Source organism: Aliivibrio sp. 1S175 (genome assembly GCF_001690985.1).
Lineage (GTDB): Bacteria > Pseudomonadota > Gammaproteobacteria > Enterobacterales > Vibrionaceae > Aliivibrio.
The window spans coordinates 14626-32257 of sequence record NZ_MAJS01000035.1 but is presented as its reverse complement, the minus strand read 5'-3'; the positions used below and the strand labels follow the sequence as shown (position 1 = coordinate 32257).

The 17632-nt window shown below is 38.4% G+C and carries 14 protein-coding genes and 1 pseudogene; 10 read left to right on the top strand and 5 right to left on the bottom strand.

What is annotated here, in order from left to right; genetic code table 11:
• Nucleotide 1: 1 nt before the first annotated feature.
• From A6E06_RS11550 to A6E06_RS11525, 6 genes are read left to right on the top strand one after another with little or no spacing between them, the layout of a single operon-like run.
• The gene (locus A6E06_RS11550; RefSeq protein ID WP_065593577.1) at nt 2-1507 is read left to right on the top strand and encodes a phage tail protein; all 1506 of its coding nucleotides are present in this window, start codon (nt 2-4) and stop codon (nt 1505-1507) included.
• The gene (locus A6E06_RS20120; RefSeq protein ID WP_255312082.1) at nt 1504-1845 is read left to right on the top strand and encodes a hypothetical protein; all 342 of its coding nucleotides are present in this window, start codon (nt 1504-1506) and stop codon (nt 1843-1845) included. Before A6E06_RS11550 ends, A6E06_RS20120 begins: the two co-directional genes overlap by 4 nt.
• Nucleotides 1842-2735, top strand: a complete 894-nt coding sequence (locus A6E06_RS11540; protein ID WP_065593578.1) for a hypothetical protein — start codon at nt 1842-1844, stop codon at nt 2733-2735. The genes A6E06_RS20120 and A6E06_RS11540 overlap by 4 nt, the downstream gene beginning before the upstream one ends.
• Nucleotides 2732-3280: a hypothetical protein gene (locus A6E06_RS11535; protein ID WP_065593579.1), complete on the top strand. Its 549-nt coding sequence runs from the start codon at nt 2732-2734 to the stop codon at nt 3278-3280. Before A6E06_RS11540 ends, A6E06_RS11535 begins: the two co-directional genes overlap by 4 nt.
• Entirely contained in the window at nt 3277-4902 is a 1626-nt protein-coding gene (locus tag A6E06_RS11530) for a hypothetical protein (RefSeq protein ID WP_065593580.1), read from the top strand. Before A6E06_RS11535 ends, A6E06_RS11530 begins: the two co-directional genes overlap by 4 nt.
• Before the next feature lies 1 nt (nt 4903).
• Nucleotides 4904-5101, top strand: coding sequence for a hypothetical protein (locus A6E06_RS11525; RefSeq protein WP_065593581.1), 198 nt, complete (start codon nt 4904-4906; stop codon nt 5099-5101).
• A gap of 337 nt (nt 5102-5438) precedes the next feature.
• Here the strand turns inward: A6E06_RS11525 and A6E06_RS11520 are convergent, their stop codons facing one another.
• Nucleotides 5439-6437 carry an acyltransferase family protein gene (locus A6E06_RS11520; protein WP_176713288.1) on the bottom strand — a complete coding sequence of 333 codons (999 nt, stop codon included), beginning with the start codon at nt 6435-6437 and terminating at the stop codon, nt 5439-5441.
• A 466-nt stretch (nt 6438-6903) separates the two neighbouring features.
• Between A6E06_RS11520 and A6E06_RS11515 the strand changes: the two are divergent.
• A pseudogene (locus A6E06_RS11515) lies at nt 6904-7152 on the top strand (IMP dehydrogenase); the annotation flags it as partial.
• An 80-nt stretch (nt 7153-7232) separates the two neighbouring features.
• Here the strand turns inward: A6E06_RS11515 and A6E06_RS11510 are convergent.
• The gene (locus A6E06_RS11510; RefSeq protein ID WP_065593584.1) at nt 7233-7433 is read right to left on the bottom strand and encodes a hypothetical protein; all 201 of its coding nucleotides are present in this window, start codon (nt 7431-7433) and stop codon (nt 7233-7235) included.
• A gap of 207 nt (nt 7434-7640) precedes the next feature.
• Between A6E06_RS11510 and A6E06_RS11505 the strand changes: the two genes are divergently transcribed.
• The gene (locus A6E06_RS11505) at nt 7641-8297 is read left to right on the top strand and encodes an NAD(P)H-dependent oxidoreductase (RefSeq protein WP_065593585.1); all 657 of its coding nucleotides are present in this window, start codon (nt 7641-7643) and stop codon (nt 8295-8297) included.
• A gap of 66 nt (nt 8298-8363) precedes the next feature.
• Here the strand turns inward: A6E06_RS11505 and A6E06_RS11500 are convergent, their stop codons facing one another.
• Both A6E06_RS11500 and A6E06_RS11495 read right to left on the bottom strand, forming a co-directional pair.
• Complete coding sequence (locus tag A6E06_RS11500; RefSeq protein WP_065593586.1) at nt 8364-12425, bottom strand: zinc-dependent metalloprotease; 4062 nt, start codon at nt 12423-12425, stop codon at nt 8364-8366.
• 31 nt (nt 12426-12456) lie between these two features.
• The gene (locus A6E06_RS11495; RefSeq protein WP_065593587.1) at nt 12457-13296 is read right to left on the bottom strand and encodes a hypothetical protein; all 840 of its coding nucleotides are present in this window, start codon (nt 13294-13296) and stop codon (nt 12457-12459) included.
• 258 nt (nt 13297-13554) lie between these two features.
• On the opposite strand from A6E06_RS11495, the gene A6E06_RS11490 reads away from it, so the two are divergent.
• Together A6E06_RS11490 and A6E06_RS11485 are read left to right on the top strand one after the other, a co-directional pair.
• Entirely contained in the window at nt 13555-14337 is a 783-nt protein-coding gene (locus tag A6E06_RS11490; protein WP_065593588.1) for an XRE family transcriptional regulator, read from the top strand.
• A gap of 207 nt (nt 14338-14544) precedes the next feature.
• Entirely contained in the window at nt 14545-15498 is a 954-nt protein-coding gene (locus A6E06_RS11485; RefSeq protein ID WP_065593589.1) for a Kdo(2)-lipid IV(A) acyltransferase, read from the top strand.
• 104 nt (nt 15499-15602) lie between these two features.
• Here the strand turns inward: A6E06_RS11485 and tkt are convergent, their stop codons facing one another.
• The gene (gene tkt / locus A6E06_RS11480) at nt 15603-17594 is read right to left on the bottom strand and encodes a transketolase (RefSeq protein ID WP_065593590.1); all 1992 of its coding nucleotides are present in this window, start codon (nt 17592-17594) and stop codon (nt 15603-15605) included.
• Nucleotides 17595-17632: the final 38 nt, after the last annotated feature.

The window sequence follows — 17632 nt, the reverse complement described above, 5'->3', positions numbered from 1 at the left end:
TATGTCGCAAAGTATTATCACCTTAGCGTTTGAAACCTACAAAGCCCAACAGGAAGCGATTGCAGCCCCAGTAGAGCTGAATGAATTTGTATTGGCCTTAGTGCCAAATCAAGATCCCACTCAGCCTATTGATAGAAATGAAGGGCTACCGCCACAACATCAAATTGTACATGTTGCCAATGTGACTCAAACCGGATTTGTGAATCCAAACGCGGTGGTGTATTCCTTAATTATGGATACACGAATTGGTGACTTTGAATTCAATTGGGTTGGTCTTCGTAATAAACAAAGTGGGGTACTTGCCTCTATTTTGCATATTCCGACGATTTCAAAATTCAAATCAGTACCTGGTGTGCAAAATGGAAATTCAGTAACACGTTCTATTTTGATGAGCTATCAAGATGCAAAAAGTGCAACAGGCATTACTGTTGATGCTTCAACATGGCAAATTGATTTCACGGCGCGTTTGTTTGGAATAGATGAAGCAGAACGTTTAGTTAACCTTGATGTGTTTGGCCAAGCGGCGTTCTTGGCTGATGGTTTTAAAGTTAAAAAATCGGGTAGTAATTATCTTGCGAATGTTGGCCGTGGTTATGTGGGTGGTTTACGTTGCCATTTAGATAACGATGCCACCATTTCAGGAGTGAGTAACTCAAGCGCGATTTATTTAGATGCGAGTTGGCAAGGGCAGCTAACAAGCCAGTGGCAAACGGTCTTTGAAATTAAAGTCAGTAAATCAGCATTAAGTGATTATGTTGATGCGGATGGGTATCAGCATTATGTCACTAAGATTGCAGATATTAATTCGGCAGGTAATGTGGTTGACACTCGTTATGTGGAAGGCTTTTCTGAGCATTTACGACACGATGAGCAAGCAACAAAAGCCCAAGCAGAAGCTATGACATCAACTTCTGTTTGGATTTCTGCACTTCGTTGGAAAGAGGCTTTTTTGTCTCGGTTATCTAACTCGTTTACTGGAACAAGAGCTGATTATGCGGTGAGTGAAAAGGCGCTTAGTGATGGGTTGGGAACAAAAGCAAACTTGTTACATAAACACGATGCCAGTGATGTGAACTCCGGTGTTTTAGCTAAAGAGCGTCTACCCAATGCGAGTACGGCCGTCAAAGGGGCGGTGCAGCTAAACGACACAGTAACATCAACATCGAAAGCACAAGCATTAACTGCAAATCAAGGTAAAAGCATTTGGGATAGAGCTGATTCCGCTTACTCACTAGCACAAAGAGGAGTTGAGATATTTTCGGGAAATTATTCAATAGAAACATTAAAAAAGAAGGTAAATGTTGAATATAGGAATGAAACTAATTTGCCAAGATTGTTATTGGTAACTAAAGCAAATGCTAATATCGTTTCTATAAAAATAAATGGCCTTATCGTTATGGAGTCTATTCAGCAATATGGTAATAAATATGGAATGTCTGTCATTGTTCCAGCGGGAAGTACTTATAAATTGGAAGGTACACAACCTTATTTGTGGGCTGAATTATGATGAATTATTATCAAAATAAACAAACTGGCGAGATTATAGGTCGAGAGTTCGATATTGTTGATATTGACCTCTACACGCAATTAACTGAACAAGAAGCCGATTTAATATTAAATGAAATTAAGCAAGATTTTGATGATGTTGTTTTTTTTGAATCAGAAAAAGCAATAGCACTTAACATTGAAGAAGACTATCGCTTAAGACTTGCTGATATTTCAGATGTAGAAATGCGAGAAGTAAAAGAATACATAAGAGTATTAAAGCCTGATGCGGTTACTCGAAGTATTCCGAACCGCCCTGAAATCATGAATCAGTATGAAAAATTAAGTGATATCAAATGACTTGGCAAACCGCATCATATCAATGGCCTGACAGCGCGCAGACCATTGAAAGCCAGAGTGAAACGGTGCTAAACCAAGTTGCAGGCAAAATGAATGAGTCAGTAAACCGAGTTAAAACCTTAGCCTCAAAGGTAGAGCTGGCCCGTAATCCATTAAGCACCGAGGCCGAAAGCCTACTTCATTTGCGTGCAGAGCTAGAAAGTCTGATGTGCAAAGGGCAAATATTGTGTGTTCATCCTTATCAGTATCAAGTCGGTAATCAGGTTGAATCTGGATATCATTTATCACCAAATACCGTGATTGAAACCCTACGAACCAAACTGCTTGATGTGAATGACAAACACAAACCAACAGGACAGCTTCATGCACTCGGTTGGATGATTGCTGAAAACTCCCTGGCTAATTTTGCTCAAGCCACCAAAGCGCTGTTTGATGTTATCAATATTCCAGAGCTTGGCATGGTGGCAAGACGTACCGCCAAAGAGCAGAGTTTACAGACGGAAAAATTCACTAAACCGAATGCGATTGTTCAGCCACGCTTTAAACCAACGGCTCATATTAATCAGAAGCCAATAAGAAGCGCATTAAATTGGCAAGGTTCACAACTGGCACAACTTGAATCATTGGCAGCAGATAAAAATACACCGGCACAAAAACTGGCAGCGTTAGCGCAAAAAAGAACACAGCAATTGGAAGAGTGGACGGCGTCATTAAATCAACTCAAACAAAGCAACATCAGTGTATTGAAATTTGAAGCACAAGGCACAACAGAGGTAATTGCCACCATGCTTAAAGAATCACAAGCGCCAAGCCATGCCAACAGTTATACCTTTAGTGCACTCTTTTTAAGCGCTGAGCCATTAACCTTTTTAACGGAGTTATTCGCATGACCCAACTTGCCCTTGATGCTGAGATCATTCCGCTAAAATCGCCAAGAATAAATCTGAGCTTAGAATTAAAAGCCGAAGACATGAGCGGCCAAACATCAGGAACGGACGCAAGCGAGCAGGGCGACAAAGGCATGGTTCTTTCAGTCAGTGGATTAATTCCATTCAAAGAAAGTAAAACCTTAAAACGTCTAATGGTGTTATCTCGTCAAAAAGAACAGGGCAAGCGCAAGATTTATCGTATTGGTAATGAGTTAGCCAAAAGCATGACCATTCGGCAGGTACGATTCATGGGCCGAGTTACTGCCGATGAACAAGAAAACCTAATGGCATGGAAAGTGAGCTTTCAACTACATGAACATCTCTCAGTATCTGAAGTAAAAGAGCAACGAGAAAACGAAAAAGAGAAACAAGTTCAAACAGATAGCACAGAGAATACCGCAGAAGTCGAGCCTAAAGCTCATGCGGCAATCAGTAACACAACAGATCAATCACAACCTACTCGATTTGAAGACGCATTATTGCAAAAAGAAAGGCAATTGGCATGAAGCTAAACAAACGAATTTTCATTAATGGTGAACAAAGAAAGCTTGTCTCAGAGCAAGTGATCTTAGAATTATCTGCAGGTGGTCGAGCAACGTTTGTGATTGAAGGTGAAGTAAAAGAAAGCCAATTGGTCGAACTTCAAATAGGGTATCAAGATGATTACAAAGCCTACTTTGATGGATTCATCACTAAAGCTCAACCAGCTCAAAATGGCTTTACTCGTTTTATTGCTCGTGAGCGTTCAGGGTTACTTGCTGCACGTTGGCCAATCAGTATTCAGCACCCAACCGTATCAGAAGTTATTGAACAACTAAGCTTTGAAACGGGTTTAAAGTTCGTTCTACCAGAGCAAGATTACATTTATAACCGCATTCCTAATTTCACTTCCCAGGGAACGGGTTATCAATTACTAAATAACTTAGGTCGAGCGTTTTCAATTCCTGATTTCTGTTGGTATCAACAAACTGACAGCACCATTTATTTAGGTAGCTTTGCAGATAGTCGATGGCAATCAAGACCAGTTCCATTAGAAACAGAACGATCCAAAAAACAACGAGGCGGTGAAAGCATGACACTAGCAGTGATCCCTTCGGTTCGTCCTGGTGCAATCATCAACCAAAAGCGCATTACTGAAGTGCATTTTGAAAAGGATGAAATGACACTGTATTGGAAAACGGGATCTGCAGAGAAACGGAAAATAAATTATCTGTTTCCTGAACTGGCAGCAGGGCATCATTTACCACGCTTTGCCCGAGTGGAAGCAGTCACCGACCAATCTACGGCAGGCCATGAAAATACCCCATACCGCCCACGCTATGCGGTTGATGTACAATTACTAACAGAGCATGGTGAAGTCGATTCATTAGTGCCAATTTATAAGGCCGTTCCTTTACCCACTGTGATTGGTGGTGCAGAGCAAGGGCAATTTGCCACGCCTAGTGAAGGGACAATTGTCGAGATAGCGTTTGCTTATGGCCGAAGTGATAAACCGTTTATTAGAACTATTTTAGGTGATGGTTGGTCATTGCCAGAATTAGAGCCTGATGAACAACTGCAACAGCAACGCCATGAGGTATTCAATAAAACGGATGCAGCAGGCAATACCACCAACAGCACTGACCAAATTAAACATACTCAAGCGTTTGAACATTTACATGAAGTGGATAAATATCTCGGTGATTTTGGCGTGCATGAGCTGAATGTAAAACAGCACAGTAAAGAGACTATTGCAGGCCAAAGGCTCATTGAGACATTAGGCGCGTTTGAAGTGATGGCAGGTGACGATGTAACGTTAGGCTCATTATCAAACTTGCACCTAGTTAATGGTGGCAACCAAACTCAAATCATTGGCCAGTTACGAGATATTGTGATCGGCATGAATGACAAACTCAGCGTTCTTGGTGAGCGAGTTCATACCATTGAGAAAGGGGATACCTTAATTGTAAACGGTAAACAGACCATTACGATTTCAAAAGACCAAATCATTAATGCAATGAACATCACCCAAGATGCTAAAACTATAAAGCTAAACGGCGGAGCAGGGGTTATCACTTGTGAAAGTATCTGTCCGTTTACAGGTAAACCCCATGTAGATGGCTCAACCACTGTATTTGCAGGAAAGTAATATGGCATTAGATAAAGGCTCACTAAAAGTCAAGATAGTAAAAGAGATGAATGGTAAAGGCATGGTGACAGAAGGCGAGTTTGCGAAAGCAGCAGATTTAGCCGAAGCCATTGCAAATGCAGTCGTCGATGAGATAACTGCAAATGCAATGGTTGTTGTTGATGCTGGTAGTTCAGCAGGTTCTTATCAGGTTAGCTAAAAAGCATATCGTAAATTTCAATTAGGTACTTAATGCTTAAAGATAGGTTTTTTTAAAATTCGACTAATAAGTAAAACATCACTTAAGGGTACTTTGGACATATTATTTTCTCTTTTATGAAATAGTTCAAAGATGATAATTAGGGAGATAAATAAAAATTTAATCCAAAGAAAAAAGCCGAGAGGTAATAAACTCTCGGCCATTCCAAAGTGCAAGCGAAGGCCCTAGAAGGACTTTGCTTGATACCTTAAGAACACTCACTTGCATAAGATAGCTCTAATGTTGTAGAGTTCAATGTGTAAAATATAAATTAGACATTGAATAAGTGGTTTGTAATTTATTTTAATTGTTTTCCTAGTAAAAGATAACTTAATTTATCACTTTTAGTAATGGTGTTATTTATTAATACACTTAATTTTATATATATAAGAGAAAGTATTAATGGGTAAATATACCCTATGTAATCAAAGAATATAGGGTATTGAACTAGGTAAATAATAAAACTGCTTATTATATATATACTTAGGGTCTTGCTGCCAATCATATCTAAATAATCTTGAGTTTTTTTAGGTAGAAATTTAATTATATATAGGAAAGCATATAGGAATAAGATTGAGTTTGTAAACCCAAGGATGTAACGTATTGAAATATTTATGCTATTAGTGGGGGAGAATCTTGATACGTAAATGTATGTACTTTTATCCCAAAGGATTAACAATGCAGTAGATACTAAAATAAAAACTGGAATGATGATTTTTATATACTTTTTCATGTATATATGAGCTTGATATGAATTAAAATAATACCCAATAACAAAGAATGGAAAAACATAAAGAAATAACGCGACATTTCCATGGTTATGGAATGGTAAGATAATGAGAAAACCTAAAATACTTATTGCTAATTGTTTGTTAAAAATAGATCCTATTGTAAGTATTAATAACCCTCCCCATAGCGCCCAAATAAACCAAAGACCGTTAGTTATATTTGAAAATAATTGATTAATATTGATGTCACGATTGATAACAAAATTAACTAATGTATATAGTGTCATCCAGATAACTACAGGTAGCATTAAACTAATAGAGCGTTTTATGCCAAATTTTATTTTTGAAGTTGATGTTTTTAGTTTTTTTAGACTAAAAAATAGTAACCAACCAGAAATCGCCATAAAAAGTGGCATATGGAAGGTGTAAATGAGTTTCCATACAGGATTACTCCAAAACATGTCCTTTTTTTCAAATACGTTATATTGGATTGAATGTCCAAAAACGACTAAAAAAATCATTAAACCTTTCAATTGATCAATTATCTTACTTCGTTCAACCTTTACCATGTATCCCTCAAATTTATGCCTTAATGAGTGTTTGAAGTGCATGATAACAAAGCAACCCAGCTTAGGATATCTGATATTCCTACTATCATTGATTAATAAGATGTAGTAATACTATAAATAAGAAAAAGTCTCTCATTTTATGCGTGAATAAAAAAACCGAGAGGTATTAAACTCTCGGCCATTTCAAAGTGCAAGCGAAGGCACTAGAAGAACTTTGCTTGATGTCTTGAGATCACTCACTTGCATGAAATAACAATAAGGCTTTAGAAGGTAATGTGTAAACCATCAATTAGGTATTGAATAAGTAGTTGCGAGACGTTTCCCAAAAAAATGGCTACAAAGTGGCGACAGACAATGTTTTATACTGTCTTTTAATGTCCAAATACGTATTTTAGGTAGGTTTTAACTTGTTGATATTTGTGGTTATCTTATTGTTTTTATAGGGGTTTTAAAAGTACGTTTGTGATTCTACGGAATGTCTTCACAAAGCGCGATGGACAAACACTCTGGTGGTGTTGCTAAGTACCGTGCGGCTGAAGGTAAAACCGTACTATTACCATACCGTGGTTCAGTTCATACAACGATTTCTGACATCCTTGGCGGTGTACGTTCAACGTGTACATACGTAGGCGCGGCAAAGCTTCGTGAGCTAACTAAGCGCACTACTTTCATCCGCGTACAAGAGCAAGAGAACAACGTTTACGGTAAAGAATGATTAGTTGATTTAACTTAAATTATAATAATTTAGGGCTGTGTTTTTTCAGCCCTTTTTATTTGGTTTATGACGTTAGGATATTAGTTATTGTAATACCTTTCGCCATCAATAACCCAACTTGCAATGACATTCATATCTTTAATTTCAATTTTAATTTCTGACATATTTCTAGCGCCTTTACCTGTTAATTCAGAGTAAAGTGCCTCAGCTTCCTTTTCTGCAGTCGCTTGACCTGTTGAACCTAGCTCTTCAGGTACACAATATACAAATTGTGGTTTCATAATATCCTTCTCCTTTTGATAATCAGACTATAAAACCCTACCATAGAATTTTAGTAGAAAACAAATTAACGTCACAGAAAAAATACTAATATCACCATTTTGGCAAAAATAGTACTCTGTTATTTAATAATAAAGTGAATTTATTTTTTGTGTGTATAGTCGAGATAAACGCATTCGTTTAATGAATAGAGATAGGAGAGAGTTCGCATGAAGCATGAAATTATTAAGGATCTAGAAAGTCGTTATACAACGAAAAAATACGATTCAAGTAAAAAAGTATCCCAACAAGATCTAATGGTATTGTTAGAGGCATTGCGTTTATCTGCATCATCAATTAATTCACAACCGTGGAAGTTTATAGTTATTGAATCGAATGAGGCGAAGCAACGCATGCATGATTCATTTGCTAATATGCATCAATTTAATCAGCACCATGTTAAAGCGTGCTCTCATGTTATTTTATTTGCTAACAAATTAACTTACTCACGTAATGATTACGAATTGGTATTGAATAAAGCGGTACTAGATACTCGAATTACGGAAGAGCAGAAAGAAGCAGCCTTTGGATCGTTTAAGTTTGTTGAATTGAATTGTGATGAAAATGGTGAGCATAAAGCATGGACTAAGCCTCAAGCTTATTTAGCTTTAGGTAATGCATTACATACTTTGGCACGCTTAAAAATTGATTCAACGACAATGGAAGGTGTTGATTCTACTTTACTTAATGAGATATTTTCTGATGAGTTAGAAGGGTATGAATGCCATGTTGCTTTAGCTATTGGTTATCATCATGAAAGTGAAGATTTTAATGCAGCATTACCCAAATCGCGTAAAGCGTTTGAAGATGTAATTACTGTTATTTAACCTCATTACCATATTAAATAAAAAGCCAGCATTTACGCTGGCTGTTTTAAGAATATAACAACTAAATTAATATACGTTTTTAACGGGTAGTTTACGAAGGGTTTCGTAATGCTGTCCGACCATATTTGTATAGTCACCTGATAAGTAAGACGTAAGCATGCTGTGTGTTAGCGTCCAAGCAAACTTATCTGCATCAGTGGCTACAGTATAGCCATCATATAAAGCAAAACTTGCTGTCAGTAATTGAGGGTCGAGACCTGCATTTACATAAGCGAGAGTGTAGTCAATAATGACCGTTACGCTATTTTTGCTGTGAGATTTGCCATCATTATAAGTAATCATATCAGTCTCAAGGTTATAAACGACACCCTCCTGAGCTAATACCCCATTAACTACTTTCTCAAATGTTAAATTAGCTTCACCTGAGGCAATTTGTGCCTTATACGAATTTACAATAAGCTCAATAAATGGTGCATCTAATGCAAGGATCGGTGTATGGAAATTTGATTGAAATCCGGCAACTGGTTGCCATGCCGATTGAATTGAAGCTAAAGTTTCAGCCGATGTTTGATCTAGTGCTACTTTTGCATTGTAACCTTCGCTCGTAAATAGCTTAGAAGCCACGCGGTTTGCTAGAACATTATCTTTAGTAATTTTATAGTTTACACCTTCTAAAGAAACGGTAAGCGCATCATCACTTAATAAACCATAGCGGTCTAATTGCTTTGTTAAACTATTTCTCTGTTTTAGAGAGGTTTCAGCAAACGTAAAGTCTCTTGTTTGCATCATGTCTGTACCCATAGATAAGATCATAGTAGACATATCGGTACGAGCATAATTACTCAAATTATAAAAATTTAAAATACCTCGAGGCAGTGGTGGTAGTGATTCAACTAGTTGAGTTACGTGGAGGTTAACATCAATGATTGGTTCATAAGTTGCACCTGTGCTATCAACAAATTCTACTGCATTAATCAGTGGTTCTTTGGCAACTAAATGTGCCATGATTGCATCGTATTCAGCTTTTACTCCTGGTAAATCCAACAATGACGCAAAAGCACTTTCATCGGTATAACGTAAAGAATAGCGACGAGCCAGCTGGTAGCTTGCGAGCCCTTTATCTGGCCACATCCCCAGAATTGAGACTGCATTTGAGTATGGGTTTGTTGGGTCAAATGAGCCTACTGAGTTTAAAAACTTAGAGTTAATAGATGTTCCGTGAATAGCCGTGGCACCATGTAAATTTTCAATGATTGGTTTTGCAACGTCATCAAAACAATCTGCACGAGTAATATCATAGTCACTTGGAATGTTGTAACTCTGAGCGCTCAATGTCTCCCCTAGGGAGATACTGCGCATAACGCCTGCGCGGTCTGTAATAATACACTGTGTTTCTGGTGTTCTTAGGATATCTAAGAAAAATTCTGACGCTTTATTTGCACCATAAGCATAGTCACATAACCATGAATTTTCAGCTGTAAGCTCTCTATCTGGTGAATAAGTACAAATGTTTGGATTAGCCGCAACTCGTTGTAAAAACTCTGTCGGTTTATCTGAAGGCGATGCGTCACCATAGTCATGGAATAAGGTATCAATACGCTCATTATCTTCAATCATGTCTCGAACTGTATTCATTTCGCGGAATCGACGGATAATGTATGAAGGATAATCAGAATTGAATGTACCATCGCGGTATAACCCAGCATTTCTTGAATCATAACTATCGAGATATTGTTGCCACTGATACGTGGCAATTTCTTGAAGGTTAGCTCCCTCATCAAAACGGTTACAATCACTGTTTAAAGAAACATTCCCATCGGTACAGAATGCATAGGCTTTACGTGTGAAACCAAGTATGTCATCAAGGTAGTAAAGCACCCCGTGTTCTGCTCGAGGATCACCATTTAATGCCGCAGTATCTAGACGGGAGAAATCACACGTATAGTTTGATTGGCCTGTTGGTTGCCCTAAATCATCAAGAATAGCGGATTGTTCAGCGCATACCATTAGAGCGTTATTATCAGTAGTTATGCCGTATTTATTATAAAATGAATCAGCATATTCTAATTCTCCACCTTCAACTGAACGCTGTTCATTCGTCATTGGTGAAGCTTCAATAAGGTCTAGTTTACGTCCATAAGCAAATTTAAATGCAGCTAAGTCGTATAGTCCCCATGTAGGGATTTCATCTAGCATACTTGGTGCATAATCCATGGTTGAACTGTATGCGGGAACATTACTCAAACCAAGTAGCTTAGATTGTTCTTTTGATAAGTAGTTATCAATGTCATTAGAACCTTTAAAGTTATGACGTAAGCCTACATTGTGGCCAATCTCGTGGACCAGTGTATTTGCATATGTAGTTACCGTAATTGCATCCGCTGCAGTTGTTTTTAGATTTTTAGGTAAATCTGACCAAGCTTTTAATGTTTTCGTTACAATGCCTGATCCAGTATCAGTAACGGTAGTAAAGTAACCTTCGTCAGTTAAAGGTAGGTTATCGATAACAGCTTTACTGGAAGAGGACACCCAAGAGGCTTCTATAGGATAAACATTGTTTTCACTCCAAAAAGCGATGCGATCTTCTTCAGCTTGAACAATTTTTTCTAAGTCCATCTCATCATGCATTTGTCCAAGCGTTGTTGGAGATACTTTATTTTTAATGCTTTGTTGAGCTAAAAATTGAATAATATCCTGCTCATCTAAAGAGGTTGTTGCATGATCATGGCCTGAATGATTTATCTCTAAACTTGATGCGACTTGCTTATTCTTTTGTAATTCGATACGAGAGGCAACTGTGGGTGTCTCATCAACAGGGGAAAGTCCATTTAACTCGAGTTGCCCGCGGTTGTATAAACGCGCCATATTATCCCAATAATAAGGTACACCGGTTCTCGCTACCCCTGAGTATTGATTGACGTGAGCTTTGATTATTTCGCCTGTGACAGGGTTAGCAATGGATGGACCATAGCCTAATAAACCATTATCTAGGGGTTCATCAACAAGGTTGATCACGTTATAGCGTAAATCACCTGGGTGAATGCCCATACCTTCAGTTTTGTTTACTATTTCAAGCATCGGTTTATTGGAGTTTGGCTCAAGCAAGCGCAACGTGTTATTCATTTTATTAATGGTTGTAATTGTGGAGTCTAAGAAGATTTTGTTTTTTTCCTCAAAGAAATTGTCCGACAAATAATACTTAATCGTTTCTTTGTTTGGATTAAAACGATTTAAGTAAGTAACCGAATCGTATTTGTTCGTTATCGGATCTTTTTTCTTAGTCGTTGTTGTAAAGAAGCCAATGTCATTCTCATCATTAACAGGGTATAGCACTGGTTGATAGTCACTTGATGCTAAATGACTTTCATGAACTAGAGAGTAATAGAAGCGAGACTTAAATGAGCCTTTTGCCATTTCTTCTTCCATTGCTGACCAATCCATATAGCGAGATAGCTTGTCAAAATTGATCTTAAATGTTTGTTCAAGCTCGAAGTTTAATACACCTTTCTTTGGATCAAACTCCCACGAGATCACTTCTGGTGAACCTTGAGGTGTTAAGCCATCTTTGGTTCCATATAACTCATCCCAGTTTAAGTCACTAACAAGTGTCGATTCAGGATCTGGCGTAAAGTGGGTATTGTTTCTAAAGGTGGTATTGCCAAGGTTTGGATCTGAATCAGTTTCTTCAACATTAGTACAATCCCCATAGCTGTCTTCACGACATTGATATTTTGCGTAGCTGCCAGGAATAGTCATGACATGAGGGAAGTTTACTTGATCGTCAGAACCAATATTGTTCGAGTCTTGTGGTAAACAGAAGCCACTTTTATCTTTCGGTAAGATAAGATCTGGATTGTTATTATCGTAACCACGAACTTCTAACCCTTCATCTGAAAAACAAAGTTCAACGTATCTTCCCATGCCTTGTAAGAAGGGGAATTGTGTTACTGCAAAGCGAGGTGCAGCACCTGTAGTTGGCGCATAGAACCAGCGACCTTCTACACGGAGATCTTGTACTTGAACTTGGGTTAAGTCTTTATCAAGCGTATCGTATTCTTGCTCTTCTGGAGCACAACCCGTGAGGGCAACCGCGATTGCTGCGGTTAGGGACAGTTTTTTATAATTCATAGAGTAACATCCTGTTTTTTATTGTTCTTCCTTAAAATGAATAGGTCATTCCAAGTGAGTAAGTGGCTTTGGCTTCATCAAAAATGTCAAAGCTACCTAGGGTTCCTTGTGCTGCGTCTGTGTATACGCCTGAAGAAGCAAGAGTTAAAGAAATTGATAAGTCGTCGAGTAGTTTATAACCAGCCCCTAAACTACCACCATAGCTGTATCCGTCAGCCCATCGTCCGTTGTAATTTATGGTCGTTCCACCTAGTGCAGATGCAAAGAAAAAGGCATCACCATAGGAATAATTTGCGGCTAATAAGAGTGATAATCCCCAAGAGATATTCACTGTTCCGGAAGGCGAGGTAGTATATTGATGAAAGTTTTTACGTATTCTTGGTGCAACAGTCATATCAATATCTAGCAGTGTAAATGAGATCGGGGTTTGGATTCTAAATGCTGTATTTAAATGGTTATCTTGTGAAAATTCAGAAGTAGGGATCGAGAATTGGCCACTCATTCCTATTTTTCCTGATCCGCCAAAAGTGAATAGTGACGAACGTGATAATCCTATAACGGTATCTGTTGAGTAATATCCCTCAGCATGCTGCAAAGTACGATAACCTCCAGAATTGGCATATAAGGAATAGTTATCCCAGAAGCTTAAATAAACTGAACCATGCAATGATACCGCTCTGTTTGAACGATAATCTGATTCTTGAAAAAAATTACTGTCATAACCAAGGGATAATGATCCACCCCACGAGGTACTGTCTTCCTTTATGTCGCTAGATTCACTAGTATCATCAGCAAACACAGGCTGTGATAATGCTAAAGTGCAAGCAATAAAGCGAGACAGTACTGACACATTTATTTTTTTTGTCTGCATGTGTGACTTCCATGTATAAATACGCTCATCTGTGAGCAAAAACTGACATTGTTATTTTAATATGGTCTCGTCATTAAATTGACGATGTAACATATTTGTAACCTTTTGTGGTAATGTTACGCAACAAATTATATTTTATGGATAGTATGGTTTTATTTTTTGAGTTCGATAACACCAAATAATGAAACTGAACTAGTAATTAAGAACAAGATACAGTAACGTTATTTTTAATCATTAAATAACATCAAGGAAGTAGTTATGGGATTTTGTGCAAGTTTATTATTAAATGCGTTAAGAGTTAAATTAAAAGAGAACGATCTAACATATAATGAATTATCATTAAAGGTTAACGTGCCTATTTCAACATTGAAACGTCATTTTCATAGTAATTCAATTGGTATAGATAAATTACTTGAGTATGCTACCGTATTGAATACTAACATAGAGGAGTTATCTCAAATTGCACGAGATATTCACCATAGAGAAGAAGGGACAAGGACGGAAGTATTAGACGAAATATTTTTTAGTCACCCTTATCTATATGATTTCTTTTATGAGATCCACGTAAAAGGTCGAACTATTGAAGAGGTAGCGAGAGAGTTTGAGTTATCTGAACAAAGTGTGTATATCTACTTGAGATCTCTTGAAATTCTTGGCCTGTTAGAGTTGCGTTCAGACGGGGTTCCATGCTTTTTAACACCGCCGTATTATACGTTTTTTGAAGGATCTAAATTAGACGAGCTTTTCACTGAAAAATTAAGACTTGAAGTGTTGTCTCAAAATAGTCGGCCTGAAGTCGGGATGTCACGTGTTTGTTTAACTCAAGAGCAAATAGAACAAATATCAGAAATGGTTTATGAAAAAACTCAACAATTTCATTTTCAAAATAAAGAATCTAAAGAAAGTGAATTATTAAGAAAAAATATATTATTAAGTGTAACTAAAGGTAATTATATACATCTTTCTGAGGGGTTAATTAATATAGAACCCACTTTATTAAAAGAATTATACGAAGCAATGAATTGTGATGAAAGTAAATAATTAATCTATTATTTATTTTTTTGTTAGAGTTAGTTCATAATTTAAACAAAGATAGATAGTCGAGTTAACCGTCTTTTTAAAGATAAGATTACCTATTAAATGGTGTAATTTAATTAAACTTGAATTGAGCTATCTATCATTTTCCACTAATATATCACCTTTGTAATATTACTAGGACGAGTGTCTTAGTTTTGATAAGGTTAAACAATGAAAACAGTTCCAACCCCTACATTCTCATGGGTGCTGTTGTCTCCAAAATATTGGTTAGTATGGCTATCTTTTTCTTTTCTTGCTCTTTTAGTCAATGTATTGCCTTTTTCTATACTTAAAGCATTAGGTTTTGGTATAGGACGCTTATCTCAACATTTTTTAAAAAAACGTGCCGATATTGCTAGAACAAATTTAAAGCTCTGTTTTCCGGATCATTCGTCAGAAGAAATTGATAACCTTGTGATTAAAAATTTCCAAAATACAGGGTTAGCGATTATTGAAACCGGTATGGCGTGGTTTTGGCCTGATTGGCGAGTTAAGCGCCATATCTCTATTCTTGGGAAAGATAAGATTTTGCAACAAGAAAAAGAGGGCCGTGGCGTTTTAGTTATTTGTTGCCATTTTTTGAACTTAGAGATGACAGCACGCATCTTTAGCCTTTTTGCTCCAGGGTACGGGGTTTATCGCGCGAACAGCAACCCTGTTTATGAGTTTATCCAGCACAGAGGTCGTACGCGTAAAGGGCATCAAATGATCGATCGCCGTGATGTAAAAAGCATGATTAAAGTACTTAAATCTGGCAATCGTCTTTGGTATTTACCTGATCATGACTATGGTAGAAAAAACTCAGTGTTCGTTCCTTTTTTTGCGGTTAATGAAGCGGCAACAACAACAGGTTCAAGCTTTTTAATTGACATGACAAAATGTGCAGTGATGTCAGGAACGAGCATAAGACAGGGTGGACATTACACGTTAGAAGTTGGTGATGATTTAAGTGGTGATATTCCACGCCGTGACGCAGTAACAGCAGCAACAGTGTTAAATCAGGAAATTGAACGTTTAATAGAAAAAGAACCTTCTCAGTGGATGTGGTTACATAAACGCTTTAAGACTTTACCAGAAGATTCGACTCAACAAGATAGATATAAAACTAAATTATTAACAAATTAAGTTATCTATCCATATAAAAAAGCCCCATTATCCATGTAGGATAGCGGGGCTTTTATATTGAAGGAGTTAACCGTTAATTCAGGTAACGCCTTTTTATTTAGTGATTAAGCTAAAAGCTCTTTTGCTGTTTTCACTGCATTTTCAGTAGTGAAACCAAACATTTTGAATAGTTCTTCAGCTGGTGCTGATTCGCCAAACGTTGTCATACCGATGATCTTGCCGTTTAAACCAACGTACTTGAACCAGAAATCAGCAATACCCGCTTCAATAGCAACACGTTTTGTTACTGCTGATGGAAGTACTGATTCACGGTAAGCTTCATCTTGCTTATCAAATGCATCTGTTGCTGGCATTGATACAACACGTACCGCTTTGCCTTCAGCAGTTAGTTGAGCCGCAGCTTCAACCGCAAGCTGAACTTCAGAGCCTGTAGCGATAAAGATTAGTTCAGGTTGGCCTTCACAATCTTTAAGAATGTAGCCGCCTTTAGCGATGTTAGCTACTTGCTCTGCATCACGATCTTGTTGTGCAAGATTTTGACGAGAGAAGATAAGTGCTGATGGGCCATCGCGACGCTCAATTGCTAGTTTCCAAGCAACTGCAGATTCAACTTGGTCACATGGACGCCATGTGCTCATGTTAGGTGTTAGACGTAGAGAAGCGACTTGCTCAACCGGTTGGTGAGTCGGACCATCTTCGCCAAGACCAATAGAGTCATGTGTGTATACTTGGATATTCTGAATTTTCATCAGAGCAGCCATACGCATAGCATTACGAGCGTATTCCATGAACATTAGGAACGTTGCGCCGTAGGGTACGAAACCACCGTGCAGAGCGATGCCGTTCATGATAGCTGTCATACCGAATTCACGAACACCGTAGTGAATGTAATTACCAGAGAAGTCTGTTGCTTCAAGCGACTTAGAACCAGACCACATAGTTAGGTTAGAAGGTGCAAGGTCAGCAGAGCCGCCCATAAATTCAGGTAACATAGCACCAAACGCTTCTAGTGCATTTTGAGAGGCTTTACGTGATGCGATGTTTGCAGGGTTCGCTTGAAGATCAGCAATGATTGCAGAAGCTTTTTCTTCCCATTCAGCAGGTAAATCACCGTTTACGCGGCGAGTAAACTCGGCTGCAAGCTCTGGGTATGCTGCTTCATAAGCTGCAAATTTCTCGTTCCACGACGCTTCCTTAGTTGCGCCTGCTTCTTTCGCGTCCCATTCTGCGTAAACTTCTTGCGGAATTTCAAATGCGCCGTGCTCCCAACCTAATTGTGCTTTCGCTGCTTTAATTTCTTCAGCACCTAGTGGAGCACCGTGACAATCGTGCGTGCCTTGTTTGTTTGGAGAACCAAAACCGATGATAGTTTTAGTACAAATCAGAGTAGGGCGAGGATCTGCTTTTGCAGCGATGATTGCGGCATTGATTGCGTCAGCATCGTGACCATCGACAGCAGGAATTACGTGCCAGCCGTATGCTTCAAAACGTTTAGGCGTATCGTCAGAGAACCAACCTTCCACTTCACCATCAATAGAGATACCGTTGTCATCCCAGAAAGCAACTAGCTTACCAAGACCTAATGTACCTGCTAGAGAGCATGACTCGTGAGAAATACCTTCCATCAGACAACCATCACCCATGAATGCATAAGTGTAGTGGTCAACGATGTCGTGGCCTTCTTTATTGAATTGTGCCGCTAATGCTTTTTCAGCCATCGCCATACCAACTGCATTCGTGATGCCTTGGCCTAATGGACCTGTGGTTGTTTCGATGCCTGGTGCATAACCGTACTCAGGGTGACCTGGCGTTTTAGAGTGCAGTTGACGGAAGTTTCTAAGCTCTTCAATTGGTAATTCATAACCTGCTAGGTGAAGCAGAGAATAAATTAGCATAGAGCCGTGGCCGTTAGATAGGATAAAACGGTCGCGATCAGCCCATTCAGGGTTAGCAGGGTTATGGTTTAGGTGTGAACGCCAAAGAACTTCAGCGATGTCAGCCATGCCCATTGGTGCGCCAGGGTGACCAGAGTTTGCTTGTTGTACGCCGTCCATGCTTAGAGCACGAATAGCATTAGCTAAATGTTTACGGTTCATAATAGTTAACTCGAATATTTGAAAAGAATAGAGCAGGG

Excerpts from the sequence above, each read along its gene's own strand:
- A6E06_RS11540 (WP_065593578.1), top strand. The coding sequence starts at position 1,842 with ATGACTTGGCAAACCGCATCATATCAATGGCCTGACAGCGCGCAGACC.
- A6E06_RS11520 (WP_176713288.1), bottom strand. The coding sequence starts at position 6,437 with ATGGTAAAGGTTGAACGAAGTAAGATAATTGATCAATTGAAAGGTTTA.
- A6E06_RS11495 (WP_065593587.1), bottom strand. The coding sequence starts at position 13,296 with ATGCAGACAAAAAAAATAAATGTGTCAGTACTGTCTCGCTTTATTGCT.
- A6E06_RS11550 (WP_065593577.1), top strand. The coding sequence starts at position 2 with ATGTCGCAAAGTATTATCACCTTAGCGTTTGAAACCTACAAAGCCCAA.
- A6E06_RS11485 (WP_065593589.1), top strand. The coding sequence starts at position 14,545 with ATGAAAACAGTTCCAACCCCTACATTCTCATGGGTGCTGTTGTCTCCA.
- tkt (WP_065593590.1), bottom strand. The coding sequence starts at position 17,594 with ATGAACCGTAAACATTTAGCTAATGCTATTCGTGCTCTAAGCATGGAC.
- A6E06_RS11535 (WP_065593579.1), top strand. The coding sequence starts at position 2,732 with ATGACCCAACTTGCCCTTGATGCTGAGATCATTCCGCTAAAATCGCCA.
- A6E06_RS20120 (WP_255312082.1), top strand. The coding sequence starts at position 1,504 with ATGATGAATTATTATCAAAATAAACAAACTGGCGAGATTATAGGTCGA.
- A6E06_RS11490 (WP_065593588.1), top strand. The coding sequence starts at position 13,555 with ATGGGATTTTGTGCAAGTTTATTATTAAATGCGTTAAGAGTTAAATTA.
- A6E06_RS11505 (WP_065593585.1), top strand. The coding sequence starts at position 7,641 with ATGAAGCATGAAATTATTAAGGATCTAGAAAGTCGTTATACAACGAAA.
- A6E06_RS11500 (WP_065593586.1), bottom strand. The coding sequence starts at position 12,425 with ATGAATTATAAAAAACTGTCCCTAACCGCAGCAATCGCGGTTGCCCTC.
- A6E06_RS11510 (WP_065593584.1), bottom strand. The coding sequence starts at position 7,433 with ATGAAACCACAATTTGTATATTGTGTACCTGAAGAGCTAGGTTCAACA.
- A6E06_RS11525 (WP_065593581.1), top strand. The coding sequence starts at position 4,904 with ATGGCATTAGATAAAGGCTCACTAAAAGTCAAGATAGTAAAAGAGATG.
- A6E06_RS11530 (WP_065593580.1), top strand. The coding sequence starts at position 3,277 with ATGAAGCTAAACAAACGAATTTTCATTAATGGTGAACAAAGAAAGCTT.